Annotated in this window: 11 protein-coding genes and 1 pseudogene; 7 read left to right on the top strand and 5 right to left on the bottom strand. The window is 65.7% G+C overall.

Annotated features, from left to right (window positions below; translation table 11 throughout):
* From AC1DNG_RS05230 to uriH, 4 genes and pseudogenes are all read right to left on the bottom strand, one after another.
* A pseudogene (locus AC1DNG_RS05230) lies at positions 1 to 554 on the bottom strand (hypothetical protein); the annotation flags it as partial.
* Between the two features lie 301 nt (positions 555 to 855).
* Entirely contained in the window at positions 856 to 1812 is a 957-nt protein-coding gene (locus tag AC1DNG_RS05225; protein ID WP_476849966.1) for a ribokinase, read from the bottom strand.
* Complete coding sequence (gene uriT, locus AC1DNG_RS05220) at positions 1809 to 3233, bottom strand: uridine transporter UriT (protein WP_243178258.1); 1425 nt, start codon at positions 3231 to 3233, stop codon at positions 1809 to 1811. Before uriT ends, AC1DNG_RS05225 begins: the two co-directional genes overlap by 4 nt.
* Complete coding sequence (gene uriH / locus AC1DNG_RS05215) at positions 3230 to 4243, bottom strand: uridine-preferring nucleoside hydrolase UriH (RefSeq protein ID WP_243178259.1); 1014 nt, start codon at positions 4241 to 4243, stop codon at positions 3230 to 3232. The genes uriT and uriH overlap by 4 nt, the downstream gene beginning before the upstream one ends.
* A 166-nt stretch (positions 4244 to 4409) precedes the next feature.
* On the opposite strand from uriH, the gene AC1DNG_RS05210 reads away from it, so the two are divergent.
* From AC1DNG_RS05210 to AC1DNG_RS05185, 6 genes are all read left to right on the top strand, one after another.
* Positions 4410 to 5459, top strand: a complete 1050-nt coding sequence (locus AC1DNG_RS05210) for a LacI family DNA-binding transcriptional regulator (protein ID WP_243178260.1) — start codon at positions 4410 to 4412, stop codon at positions 5457 to 5459.
* Positions 5460 to 5509: 50 nt separating this feature from the next.
* Positions 5510 to 6709, top strand: a complete 1200-nt coding sequence (locus AC1DNG_RS05205; protein WP_476870239.1) for a metal-dependent hydrolase family protein — start codon at positions 5510 to 5512, stop codon at positions 6707 to 6709.
* A gap of 319 nt (positions 6710 to 7028) precedes the next feature.
* Entirely contained in the window at positions 7029 to 8123 is a 1095-nt protein-coding gene (locus AC1DNG_RS05200; RefSeq protein WP_018775012.1) for an extracellular solute-binding protein, read from the top strand.
* Between the two features lies 1 nt (position 8124).
* Positions 8125 to 9012, top strand: a complete 888-nt coding sequence (locus AC1DNG_RS05195; RefSeq protein ID WP_476873346.1) for an ABC transporter permease — start codon at positions 8125 to 8127, stop codon at positions 9010 to 9012.
* Positions 8999 to 9826, top strand: a complete 828-nt coding sequence (locus AC1DNG_RS05190; protein ID WP_026539571.1) for an ABC transporter permease — start codon at positions 8999 to 9001, stop codon at positions 9824 to 9826. The genes AC1DNG_RS05195 and AC1DNG_RS05190 overlap by 14 nt, the downstream gene beginning before the upstream one ends.
* 9 nt (positions 9827 to 9835) lie before the next feature.
* Positions 9836 to 10957 (top strand): ABC transporter ATP-binding protein, encoded by a 1122-nt coding sequence (locus tag AC1DNG_RS05185; protein ID WP_476886796.1) that lies wholly within the window; start codon positions 9836 to 9838, stop codon positions 10955 to 10957.
* A gap of 210 nt (positions 10958 to 11167) precedes the next feature.
* Here AC1DNG_RS05185 and AC1DNG_RS05180 read toward each other — a convergent pair whose 3' ends face one another.
* Positions 11168 to 12010, bottom strand: a complete 843-nt coding sequence (locus tag AC1DNG_RS05180) for an alpha/beta hydrolase (RefSeq protein ID WP_476849961.1) — start codon at positions 12008 to 12010, stop codon at positions 11168 to 11170.
* A gap of 256 nt (positions 12011 to 12266) precedes the next feature.
* Between AC1DNG_RS05180 and AC1DNG_RS05175 the strand changes: the two genes are divergently transcribed.
* A complete protein-coding gene (locus AC1DNG_RS05175) occupies positions 12267 to 12683 on the top strand; it encodes a DUF7793 family protein (protein WP_476849960.1) in 417 nt (138 codons plus the stop codon).
* The last annotated feature ends 6 nt before the right edge of the window (positions 12684 to 12689 follow it).

Genomic DNA, 12689 nt, shown 5'->3' with positions numbered 1-12689 from the left:
TCCTGCACGGAGTCCAGGTGCGCACCCACCACCACGGTGTGCCCGGCATCGCCACCCGTGTCGGCGAGGATGTTGAAGGACTCCACCGTCTTGCCGCGCCGGCCGTCCTCTTTGAACGTGAAGCTCTGCCGCACCGGTTCATACCCGGCGGCGCGCAGCTGTTCCTCGACGTAGCGGGCCGACTCCTCATACCCCGAGGTGCCCGAGGCCCGGTTCCCGCCGTTGGCATCGGCCACCCGCTGCAGCGCCTGCAGGTGCCCCACCATGTCCCGGGACTTGAACGCCGCCAGCACCGTGCGCGCATCCACCGTGCTCGCCGGGGTTAGCTGCGGGACCGCAGCACTCGGGCTGGCGGACTCGGCGGGTGCGGCGGATTGGCTCGTCCCGCCGCCGGATTTGCTCGGTGTGCCACCTGAGGGTGTGCCAGATGGTGTGCCACCGGACGGAACGCCGGCCGACGGGATGCCAGCCGCGACACCGGAGGTACAGGCCGACGTCGAGAGCAGGACCAGGGCGAGGAGCGAGGGAAGTACGTGCTTGCGGAGAGTGATCATGCCGGGAGCCCATCACTAGTCGGTACAAGTTCGCTTGCTCCGGCTCGATTGGTCAGGACGCTCGCCACTGACGCTCCAGTAAGTCGCGGCCACCATCGCCCGGCAAATACTCCTATCAGGTCGAACCATTGTCGGCCCCGCGGCTGTAACTTCAATAGCGCCTCGCTGTGAATCTGCTGTGCAATTGGGTTGCATCAACCAAGGACCACCAGACCGGTCCGGCGCTTAACCGGGAGGGGGCGCCGCAGACAGGCTCTGCGGCGCCCCCTCCCGTGGCGGCCCTAACTGGCGGGGGTGGCCGTTAAGCGAGCAGTCCCTCCACATCCGCCGCTTTCGGGTACGCCGTTTGCGTCCCCTTCCTGGTCGCTGCCAAGGCCGCGGCAACGGACGCGAAGGCGGCAGCGGCCGGAAGTGAATCGCCGGCGGCAAGGCGCGCAGCCACGGCCCCGGTGAATGCATCGCCTGCACCGGTGGTGTCCTTGGCGTCGACCCTGGTGGGTTCAATGCGGGTGATGCGGCCCTCGGCGCCGGCTCCGGAGTCCAGGACGACGGAGCCGTTCGCCCCCAAAGTGACCACAACGCGGTGCAGTCCGCGATCGGCGAACTTGTCCCGGACCGGCGCCCACGCCGCGGTGTCAGCCCCGGCGTCGGGCACGGCGGCGCCGCCCAGGAACAGCGACGCCTCATGCGCGTTCACCAGCAGGATGTCGCAGAGTGCGGCCAAGCTCGCCGGGATCTCGGCGTAGGGCGACAGGTTGAGCAGAACTGTCGCCCCGGCGTCGTGGCCCAAGCGGGCCGCGGCCTCAACGGTGTCCAGACCGACCTCGAGGCACAGGCACATCACGGACGCGCCCTCGAACAATTCGGCGGAAGCGGCAACATCCCCGGGCGCCAGTGTGCCGTTGGCTCCGGCCGAGATGATGATGTTGTTCTCACCGTGGGCGTCGACGGAAATGACGGCGACGCCGGTCGCAGCATCAGGCGTGCGGCGGACGCGGGAAATGTCCACCCCGGCCCCGGCGGTGGAGGCCAGAAGCATGGTCCCGTTGGTGTCGTCGCCCACCGCACCGATCAGCGCGACCCGGCTTCCGAGTTTGGCCGCCGCGACCGCCTGGTTGGCGCTCTTGCCGCCGGGATTGACCGCAAAGCCATTCCCGTGCACCGTTTCGCCGGGGAGGGGGAGCCTGTCGCAGTAGATGGTCAGGTCCGCATTCAGTGAACCGACGACGACGATCCGGCCAGAGTCCGGGCGGGTCATTTCGCCTCAGCTTCCAAGGGCTTGGGAATCAGGAGTGAGGCGGCGAAAGCCGCCACGGTGATGATCAGGCCCACCGTGATCGCGGTCAAGTAGGATGCCTGGGCATCGCCCAGTGCAGAAGAGGCCACCAGCGCTGCCGGCAGGACCAGGAAGCTCAGGCCGGCGCCCAGGTTGAACGCGCCGGCGTTCATGCCGGGGAGAAAGCCGGGGTTGCCAGCTGGGGAGAGGACAACGCCAAGGCCGTTCAGCATGATGTTGACCGTACCCGCGTACATGATGCCCAGCAACGCTGTTCCGGCAATCATCATGGGCAGGCTGCTGAGGCCGAAGAAGGCGATGATCGCCAGGGCCACGACGCTGCCGGCCATGCCGATCCGCAAAACTTTGGTGTAGCCGAAAACCGGGGCCAAACGGCCGCTGATGGGTCCGACAACCCAGCCCAGGAGGGCGTAGGGAGTCAGGATGATGAGTGACATTTCGGTCGGTCCCACGCCGAAGCCGGGAGCCGTGGCCTGCACGTAGGCGGGAACGATCCCGTTGATGACCGCGAAGACGCCGGTCATGGTCAGGATTGTGGTCAGCAACGGCGCCCAAGTGGAGCGCTGGCGCAGGTGGGCGGTCTCCACCATGGGCTGCCGGGAGCGCTTTTCCACCGTCCAGAACCCGAAGAAGGCGATCACTGCAACGGCGATGAGGGCAGTCGCCAGTGCGAGGGTGCCGGGGGAGAATCCGCTGACCAGTTTGGAGGCCTCGTTGAGGGCTGTGAGCAGGGCGCCGACCGCGATCACGATGAAGAAGACGCCGGGCCAGTCCATCTTGGTGCCCACCGCCGGCTTGCTCTCACCGGCCAGAACGGCGACCAGGCCCGCCGCCACGACGGCCAGCACCACCATGAGCCAGAAGATGCTGCGGAATCCGTAATGCTCGGCGAAGTAACCGCCGACAAAGGAGTCGACGCCGGCAACCCCGCCGTTGACGGCGGTGATGAGGCCCATGAGGGCACCGTACTTCCGCGGGTCACTGACGGCGGAGCGCAGCATGATCAGGCACAGCGGGACCGTGGGGCCGCTGACGCCCTGGATGATGCGTCCGACGAAGAGCCAGGTGATATCGGGAGCCATGGCCGCGATCACCGAGCCGACAGCCATCATCAACATCATGCCCAGCAGGATCTTCTTGCGCCCCACAATGTCGCTCAGGCGCGGCAGGAAGAGGGAAAACAGTGCTGCCGCGGTGAAGAACCAGGTCTGGGACAGGCCGATCACGGCCTGATCGGTGTGGAGTTCGTTGCCCATCGTGACCAGGGCGGGGCTGAGCATCGATGCGTTGAGCTGGAAGGCAATGCAGGCCGTCAACAGGGCCGCCGTGAGTGCAGCGACGCTTCGTCCCGTTGTCTTGGATTCGTAAGTCAGAGTGCTCATGAGTTGGCTCCGTTTCCTGCGCCGATGCTGACGGCGGCGGACGGGTCCACGTCGCCGATGCGCACCAGGGCGTCTGTGACGAGGTTCCAGAACTTCGCGTGATCGAGGTCCACAGCAACAGACGTGTGGCAGTCCTCCGGTGCCGGGGCGCGGAAATCGGCGACGGTCATGCCGAGCGTCAGTTGGCCCTGCAGTTCGATGTTCACGGGGACTTTGCGGGTGGTCATCACCGTGGGATCGATGACGTAGGCCACCGCGCAGGGGTCGTGGACGGGCGGGTAATCGAAGCCCTGGGCGTCCTTGTACGTCTTGGTGAAGAACTCCATCAGCTCCAGCACGAACTGGGCGGGCTTGGTACCCACGGCGGCGATTTTTTCCACGACTTCGGGGGTCGCGAGGGCCTGGTGCGTGAGGTCCAAGCCCACCATGACCACCGGCCACGGCTCGTTGAACACAATATGTGCGGCCTCGGGGTCGATGATGATGTTGAATTCGGAAACGGCGCTCCAGTTGCCTACGTGGTACCCGCCGCCCATGAGCACAACTTCTTTCACGCGCTCCACGATGCGCGGCTCCTTGCGGGCCGCCATGGCAATGTTGGTCAGTCCTGCCGTGGGCACCAGCGTCACAGTGCCAGGCTCGTGCGCCATAACAGTGTCGATGATGAGGTCGACGGCGTGGCGCGGGTCCAGTTCGATGCTGGATTCGGGCTGGGCGGGGCCGTCCATGCCGCTCTCACCGTGGATGTCGGGGGCGGTTTCGATGCTGCGGACCAAGGGCCGATCGCAGCCGGCGGCGAAGGGGACGCCGGTGATGCCGGCAATCGTGCCCACCGACAGGGCGTTGCGGGTGACCCTTTCGAGGGTCTGGTTGCCGACGACCGTTGTGACCGCGAGCAGCTCAATGTACGGATTGCCGTGAGCCAGCAGCATGGCCACGGCGTCGTCATGGCCTGGGTCGCAGTCCAGGATGATCTTCCTGCGTTCCGGTTTCAGGGTGATGGGATCCACGTAAATATCTCCACGTCGTTGGGGGTCCGCCGGGGCGGTGCGATAAAGCGTTCAGAGTGAGTTTGGCACTGTCAAGCGTCAAGCGTCAAGCGCTTAACGTAAGTGACGTCAAGCGCTTGATGTCTTGCGGCAGGTGCGATGCGTCACTCCCGGCTACGATCGAGGTATGGAATCCGGCGAACAAGTACACGAGCTTCGGGGGCGCACCCCGCGCGTCACTGCGGCGATGGTGGCTGCGCGGGCCGGGGTCTCCACCGCAACGGTCTCCCTTGTGGCCAACGGAAAGACCCAGGGGCGGGTCTCGGAGGACAACATTTCGCGGGTCCGGGAAGCCATTGCGGAACTCGGCTATGTGGTGGACAGTATTGGCAGTTCGCTAGCCAAGGGCATCAGTTCGATCGTCATTCTCGTGGCGCCGGACATCTCCAACCCTTTCTTCGCCAACGTCATTGCAGGTGTCCGCGGCGCGCTCGGCGCCGAATACCAGCTGCTGCTCTCCGTCACGGACGCCGGGGAGTTCCCGCGCGTCGACGACGTCCGCAGGCTCCTGGCTTTGCGGCCGGCCGGGCTGCTCGTAGATGCGCCCAGCGCGGAGTTCCTGGAGGATCTTTCCGTCGCTGGGCCTCTCGTTCTGCTGGACGCCCCCGGCTTGGAGTCCTTCGCCCCCTCGGTGAATCTCGACGTCGGACACGGCGCCCGCCTGCTGGCCCGGCACCTGGCGGACGCCGGACACAAACAAGCGGCGTACATGGACAGTGTGACCGGCACGGCGACCTTCGATATCCGGCGGGCGGCATTCCTAGAGGAGTCCGCGGCGCTGGGCATCACCGTGGCCACGGACCATGTCATCGGCACCACCATTGACGTCGGCGCCGCCGCCGGCGCGTTCGCCGCGGCGTGGCCGGATTGGCAGCGGGACGGTGTCACCGCCGTCGTCTGCGCCACCGATACCCATGCCTACGGCGTGCTGCAGGAAGCCAGGGTGGCCGGCGTCCGCATTCCGCAGGAACTGGCCGTGGCAGGCTTCGATGACCTGCCCTATTCGGCCACGTCCAACCCGGGCCTGACCAGCGTCCACCTTCCGGGCGACGCCCTCGGGGCCAGGGCCGGCGAACAGCTCCGCAGGGTCATGGAGGGCAAGGGCTTGGAACAGCACCAGCTGATCCTCCAGGGTTCACTGATGGTCCGCGGTTCCACGGAACCGGCCAGCACCTAGAGAACCGGACCGAGCCCACCCACGAACATCTCACCCGAGGAGTTGTCAGCATGACCAACGCAGACGCCCTGACCATCCACAATGCCCGGATCTTTGACGGACATTCGCCCGAGCTGGCGAGCGGATCCATCCTGTTCCGGGACGGGATCATCCAGGAGACCGGCGACGTCATCCCCGAAGGTGAGGTGATCGACGCCGGCGGCCGCGTCGTGGTGCCAGGGCTCATCGATGCCCACTTTCACGCGTACGCCGTGGGCTTGGGCGGCCTTGAGGTTGAGCGCTCGCTCCTGAGCTACACCGCACTGGTGGGGGCGCGCCGCTTGGGCGCCGCCGTGCGGCGGGGATTCACGACCGTCCGCGATGTGGCCGGCGGGGACAGCGGGCTGGCCCGGGCCATCCGCAGCGGCCTGGTCACGGCTCCGAGATACTACTACACGGGTCCGGCCCTCAGCCAAACCGGTGGCCATGGCGATCCCCGGTCCGCGGATCTGGATGTCTGCTTCGATCACGGTCACATGTGCGCCGTGGTGGACGGGGTGGACAACCTGCGCCGGGCAGTTCGTGATCGGTTCCGCACGGGAAGCCACGCCATCAAGATCATGACTTCCGGAGGCGTGGTCTCCCTGACAGATCCCATCCGGCTGCCGCAGTATTCAGCGGAAGAAGTCCGGGCGGTGGTGGACGAGGCCACCCGGCGCAAGAGTTACGTGGCGGCCCATGCGTATTCACCCGAGGCAATCAGGCATTCCGTGGAAAACGGGGTACGTTCCATAGAACACGGGAACCTCTTGGACCGGGACACGGCGCAGATGATGGCCGAGCACGGGAGCTTCCTCGTGCCGACGCTTGCCGCCTACGACGCCATGAGCCGAAGGGGAGCTGCAATGGGCCTGAACCCCGTTTCCCAGGCCAAGAACGCCGAGGTGCTTGAGGCCGGCAAAATTGCTGTGGAACTGGCCCTGCAGGCCGGAGTCAAGGTGGGCTTCGGATCCGACCTGATGGGGGACCTTGAGGATGATCAGCTTGTCGGCATTCGGCTGCAGATCGAGGCGGCAGGCGTCTTGGAGACGCTGAGATCCCTTACCTCAGTAAACGCAGAGCTCCTTCAGGACCCAAGCATCGGGAGCATCGGCGCTGGAATGGCGGGCGATGCCGTGATTCTGGACGGCGACCCCTTTGTGGACCCGGCAGTTCTCTGGGACCACAACAGGTCGAGGACTGTTATCCACGACGGGCGCATCATTCGGTGACCCTGGAGATGCCCGGGCGGGCTCAGGAGGGCCGGCGTTAGGGGAGCTCGCGGGGCAGAAATCTCGTTGTTTCTTAAAGCAATACAACTGTTGACTAGTGAGCAACTTCACAGTTACAGTTGCGAAACCGAAAAGCCGCCGGAAGGCGGACTCGAGATCTCCAGCTGGAATGGATGGCGCGCGCGAACCGCAGCTGTCACTTCTCCTTCTCTCTTCACTTCTTCTCGCTTCACTGCGTCACACGCACCGCACCCCGCCACGCCCGCAATCCTGCACGCCCTCTTTTGGCGTGCCCGCGTCCATGAGAGGCACTTCCCCCATGACAGCATTCCGTTCCACTCCCTTTGACCGCAGGCAGCTCCTCAAGGCGGCAGCGCTGACGCCATTTGCGGGTCTGGCGCTCTCCGGCTGCGCGGCGAAGCCCGCCGAAAGTGCCGCTGCCAACAAGACGGTGACCGTCACGTCCTATGGTGGCTCGTACAACGACCAGCTGACCCAGACAATCCTGGACCCGTTCTCCAAGCAGTCGGGGATCCAGACGACACTGCTGGCCAACACCTCCCTGGCCGCGCTCAAGGCCCAGGTCCAGTCCGGCGACGTGCAGTGGGACCTCGTGGAAATCACGGCGCCGGAGTATGAGGTGGCCGTGGCCGAGGGGCTGCTGGAGAAGTTCGACTACGACATCATCAGCGACAAGGGCCTGCCCGGATACGCGAAGGCTGAATACGGCATCAAGTACCTGAGCTTCCTGTTTGTCATGGCCTGGGACCAGAAGGTCATTTCCGACGCGCAGGCCCCGAAAGACTGGGCCCAATTCTTCGACCAGGGCAAGTACAACACCAAGCGCTCGGTGTACAACCAGCTCTCCGACAGCTCCGTCCTGGAAGCCGCGCTGCTGGCCGACGGTGTCCCCTTCGACAAGATCTACCCGCTCGACGTCGACCGGGCCCTTAGGGTCCTGGGCCAGCACCCGGGCAAGGACCGGCTTCTGTACCACGCCGCCAACCAGGAGCCCATCCAGCAGCTCACCTCCGGCGAGGTCTCGCTCTCCACCAGCTTCAACAACCGCATTAACGCAGCCCGCAACGACGGCGCGAAACTGAACTTCTCCGCCGAAAACGCCGTCCTCGCCGGCGACTACTTCGTGGTTCCGAAGGGCGCCAAGAACAAGGAAGCGGCCTTCAAACTGATGAACTTCATGTCCAACGACGCCGAGGCCGGCGCGGCGTTCGACAAGGTCACCAACCTGACCCTGGCCAACACCCCGGCGCTGTCCAAGCTGCCGAAGGAAATCGCCGACACGCTCCCCACCAGCCCCCGACTCGCGGACAAGATCCTGGTCCGCGACGACAAGTGGTGGTCGCAGAACCTGAAGAAGACCGAGCAGCAGTTCAAGCTCTGGCAGGCCAGCTGACATGAGCAACGCAACCCTCGAACGGCCCCGGCCGCGGGGCCGCGGCGCGCCTGCCTCCGCCGAGACAGCACCCCGACGGCGGCGCAGCGGCTGGTGGCTGCTGCTGGCTCCGATCCTTGCCTTCGACGTCGTGCTGTTCCTGACGCCGCTGGGCAAACTGGTCGGCGCAAGCTTCGCCGACAACGCCTACCAGCGGGTCCTCGAGGACCCGCTGGTGATGCGCGCCCTGGTCAACACCCTGACCATCAGCCTGGCCAGCACCATTGTCACCGTGGTGCTGGGCTACATCATCGCCATGGTCCTGTGGCGGGCCGGCAACGTCACCCGGGTGATCCTGTTCGCCGTCGTACTCCTGCCGTTCTGGACCGGCATCCTGGTGAAGAACTTCGCCTGGGCGGTCCTGCTCCAGGACAACGGCATTGTGAACGCCTTCCTGCAGGGAATCGGGCTGACCGGTGCGCCGATCCCGTTGCTGCACAACCGGTTCGCCGTGATCGTCGGCATGGTGCACTGCCTCCTGCCGTACGCGGTGTTCCCGATCTTCTCCTCGCTGACATCGATCGATGACCGGCTCGGGCTCGCGGCCCGCTCCCTTGGCGCGCGGGAAGGATCCGTCTTCCGCAGGATCACGCTGCCGCTGAGCATGCCCGGCATTTCCGCGGCCGGGCTGCTGGTCTTCATCATCAGCACAGGCTTCTTCATCACCCCGGTGGTGATGGGCGGGCCCGGCGACATGATGATCGCCAACCAGATCGACTACTACGCCCGACAGCTCACGGACTTCTCCGGGGCCGCTGCGCTGGCCGTCATCCTGACGGTCATGGTCAGCATCCTCGTGGCCGTCTACCAGCGCGTCCTCAAGGCAGGAGGCCAACATGAAGACAACTAATCCACAGCACCGGCTGCTGGCGCTTCTTTCCATCCCGGCCTTCCTGTTCCTCGTCATTCCGACGGCGATTGTGGTGCCGGTCGCGCTGAACGACAGCCGCTACATCACCTTCCCGCCGGAGGGAATCTCCTTCGCCGCCGTGGCCGGATTCTTCGCCGACCGGGCCTGGACCTCCGCCCTGACGGCCAGCCTGCAGTCGGCGGCGATCGCCGTCGTGATCGGCGTGCTGCTGGGCGCCACCGCGGCGATCGGCCTGCACGGGCGCAAGTTTCCCGGCCAGCCCGCCGTGGTGGGTCTGATCCTCGCGCCGATGATCGTGCCGACCGTGGTGCTGGCGCTGGCGTTCTACCAGTTCTTCATCTCGATCGGCATGGTGGGCAGCATCGTCCCCATCGGCCTTGCGCACGCCGTGATCGCGACCCCCTATGTGTACCTGACCACCCGCGCCAGCCTCGCCGGGCTCAACCCGGCCCTGGTCCGGTCGGCGCAGAGCCTCGGGGCCGGACCGCTCTCCGTCCTGCGGCACGTGTATCTGCCCATCATCCTGCCCGGCCTGATCTCCGGGGCGCTCTTCGCGTTCTCGGTCTCCATCGATGAGACGGTGATGTCCCTGTTCATGCAGTCCCCGGGGGCCACCACGTTGCCGGTGAAGATGTTCACGGATATCCAGTTCAACCTGACCCCGAAGATCGCGGTGTCCTCCGCCCTGCTGGTCAGCGTCGCCACCATCGGGCTGCTGCTCCAGGTCTTGTTTGTCCTCAAGCGCCGCTCTTCAACCCGGATGCTGCCGCTGGCCGTGTCCGCACAAACGTAAGGAAAGTCGATGACCGCATCAGTGATTTCCGCGGGGCCCATTCCCGGCACGGGCAGGGCCGCCCAGGGCGCCATTGAGCTCCGCCAGGTCAGCAAGCACTACGGCGACGTCGTTGCCGTGGACGAACTGGACCTGACAGTCCAGCCGGGGGAGTTCGTGACCCTCCTGGGCCCCAGCGGCTCCGGCAAGACGACCACCATGATGATGGTGGCGGGGTTTGAAGAACACACCGCCGGAGCCATCCTCATTGACGGCAAACCCGTGGACATGCTGCCGCCCCGGGACCGCAATCTCGGTGTCGTGTTTCAGAACTACGCCCTGTTCCCGCACATGAGCGCGCTGGAAAACGTGGAGTTTGCGCTGCGCATGAGGAAGGTCCCGCGCGCGGAACGCCGCCAGCGCGCCGAGGAAGCCCTCGACCGTGTGGGACTGGGCAAGATGGGCGGGCGCAAGCCGCGCCAGCTCTCCGGCGGACAGCAGCAGCGGGTGGCGCTGGCCCGGGCACTGGTCTTCAACCCGGCGGCCCTGCTGCTGGATGAGCCGATGGCAGCCCTGGACAAGCGCCTTCGCGAGCAGATGCAGGAGGAGATCAAGACCCTGCAGAAGGGCCTGGGCATCTCCGTGCTGTTCGTGACGCACGACCAGGACGAGGCCATGGCCATGTCGGACCGGATCGTGGTGATGCGGGACGGGAAGATCGTGCAGTCCGGCCCGCCGGAGGAGGTGTACAACCACCCCATGACCGACTGGGTGGCCAGCTTCCTGGGCGACACCAACCTCATCCCGTGCACCATCGTGGAGCGCAACGGCGAGGAAGCCGTGGTGGACCTCGGCGGGCTGGGGATGGCAAAGGTCCGGGACCGCGGGGCAAGCGGTGAGAACTACGCCGTCTCCATCCGCCCGGAGCACCTCAAATTCAGGACACGGGCCGCGGCGGGCAACGGATGCGCCGCGACCCTGGTGTCCTCCACGAATCTTGGCGCCACGGTCCGCCACCGCCTCACTGCCGGCGGCCACGACCTCCAGCTCCGTGAGCTGAGCTCCGACAGTGTCGCCCGGATCCGGCCGGATGAGGAGCTGTGGGTGGGCTGGGACGCGGACAAGGCCCAGCTGCTGGTCCTGGAGTCCTGACCGCCGGATGCTGTGACGGCCGGGCCGGTTCCGGCACCCCTCCGCGGGACATGCCCTCCTCCGGCGCCCAGGGATGGACATATGCCCACTATGTCCATCCCTGGGCCGCGCCGGGGGACAAGTCCATTCCTGAGAGAGGGACATGTCCACTGCTGAGCGCCGGCAGGGGGCATGCCCTCGGCCGGACACGTTGACTCTGGCCGGCAGTACTCAGCCGAACTCTTTGATGAAGTCCAGGGCGGTTTGGGCGACCTCAGGCCAGCCGTGATCGATCGTGAGAGAGTGGCCGCGGTCCGGCAGCTCCTTGATTGCCGTGTGCGCCGAATTTCTTTTTTGACGCTTGTAGGACGCATTGGCGATGGCCCACGGCACGGTGTGGTCTTTCTCCCCGGAGATGATCAGCAACGGCCCCCGATCCGGATTCTTCGTGTCGACCTTGGCCTCGGTGAACGGGTTGAGGTTTGCGGTTGCAGCCTGGAACAGAGGCACGCCAGAGGCCGCGACATGAAAGGTGTCAAACAATTGACGGGCTTCGTCCTCGTCCAGGGCATTGGCCCAGCCGAAACGGAATTCGTCAAAAGTCAAAGACACTGCACGCTTTGCGTTGGCGGGATTCGCGATCACAGGCGCTGCTGACTTTAAGGCGGAGGCCGGCAGCGGCAGGACTCCCCGGAACGGTGCGGGATCGATCGCCACCGTGACTGCGGCGGCTCCGGTTCCGGCGATCCTCTGGGCGATGAGTCCGCCGAAGGAATGCCCCACGACAGCGGGCTTGATGGTGAGCTGGCCAATCGCGTCGAGGTAGTGGTCCGTGACTTGCCTGACCATCTTCTTGGCAAAGACCTCCGGGTCGCGTCTGGCCTCATCGACGCTTTCGGGATCATCGGGCCACGTGGGGGCGAGCGTGGTGTAGCCGTTCTCCTCATACAGGGCCCGCCACCGGTCCCAACTGCTGGACAGGAGCCACAGTCCGTGGACGAAGACGACGGGTTTGAGGCCGGAAGCGTTCGCCCGGTCCACCTGCTGTTGCTCGAGGTTCGTCATATCAGCCATGGCGCTCATCCGTTCGCGTGTGCATCGCGGGTCGTCGGTGGGGGACGCGGGGACGTCCTCCCGCATGCACGAGTATGCCTGCGGGGCATGGCGAAGGCAATGCCTTTGCTGAATACCGGCACGGGCTGCGGGCCACGTGGCACCCGGGGTACGCCTTGCCGGTCAGCGACGCGGAGTGCAGCCATGGTTTGCGGTCCGCCACGCGCACCGGGCCCCAAACCCGTGGCTTGTCAGGACCGGCCCTACAATGGTCTCGATGATGCCAGGACATATAGCAGCTGCTGACGGAAAGAACGTGCTGAGCATCAGTGCGGGCATCATCACATCCGTCTGGCAGCCGGGCACGTTTGTTGATGTCGACGATGCCAGGGACGCGATGCTGGCCGTAGCGCAGATCAGCGGCGGAATACCGATGCCGATGCTCTCCGAAATGACGGACGTGGAGATCAGCGCGGCCGCCAGGTACGAGTTCGCGCAGACAACAGGGGTTCTGGCGATTGCCGTGCTTGGATCGAGCACAGTGGATCGTGTGATCGCGGCGGCCATGAGCCGGCACACCCGCTACCCCCACGAATTCTTCACGTCCCGGGACGAGGCCATGGCCTGGCTGAACAACTTCACCTCCAGCGGCCAGTCCGGTGGATACACGGACGGCATATCCGCCCTGGCGTGACAGTGC

Source organism: Arthrobacter sp. 01T425 (assembly GCF_056398725.1).
This window is presented reverse-complemented; position numbering and strand designations above follow the sequence as displayed.

Coding starts and splice junctions, on each gene's coding strand:
- uriT (WP_243178258.1), bottom strand. CDS start 3,233: ATGAGCACTCTGACTTACGAATCCAAGACAACGGGACGAAGCGTCGCT.
- AC1DNG_RS05210 (WP_243178260.1), top strand. CDS start 4,410: ATGGAATCCGGCGAACAAGTACACGAGCTTCGGGGGCGCACCCCGCGC.
- AC1DNG_RS05185 (WP_476886796.1), top strand. CDS start 9,836: ATGACCGCATCAGTGATTTCCGCGGGGCCCATTCCCGGCACGGGCAGG.
- AC1DNG_RS05180 (WP_476849961.1), bottom strand. CDS start 12,010: ATGGCTGATATGACGAACCTCGAGCAACAGCAGGTGGACCGGGCGAAC.
- AC1DNG_RS05225 (WP_476849966.1), bottom strand. CDS start 1,812: ATGACCCGCCCGGACTCTGGCCGGATCGTCGTCGTCGGTTCACTGAAT.
- AC1DNG_RS05195 (WP_476873346.1), top strand. CDS start 8,125: ATGAGCAACGCAACCCTCGAACGGCCCCGGCCGCGGGGCCGCGGCGCG.
- AC1DNG_RS05190 (WP_026539571.1), top strand. CDS start 8,999: ATGAAGACAACTAATCCACAGCACCGGCTGCTGGCGCTTCTTTCCATC.
- AC1DNG_RS05205 (WP_476870239.1), top strand. CDS start 5,510: ATGACCAACGCAGACGCCCTGACCATCCACAATGCCCGGATCTTTGAC.
- AC1DNG_RS05175 (WP_476849960.1), top strand. CDS start 12,267: ATGATGCCAGGACATATAGCAGCTGCTGACGGAAAGAACGTGCTGAGC.
- AC1DNG_RS05200 (WP_018775012.1), top strand. CDS start 7,029: ATGACAGCATTCCGTTCCACTCCCTTTGACCGCAGGCAGCTCCTCAAG.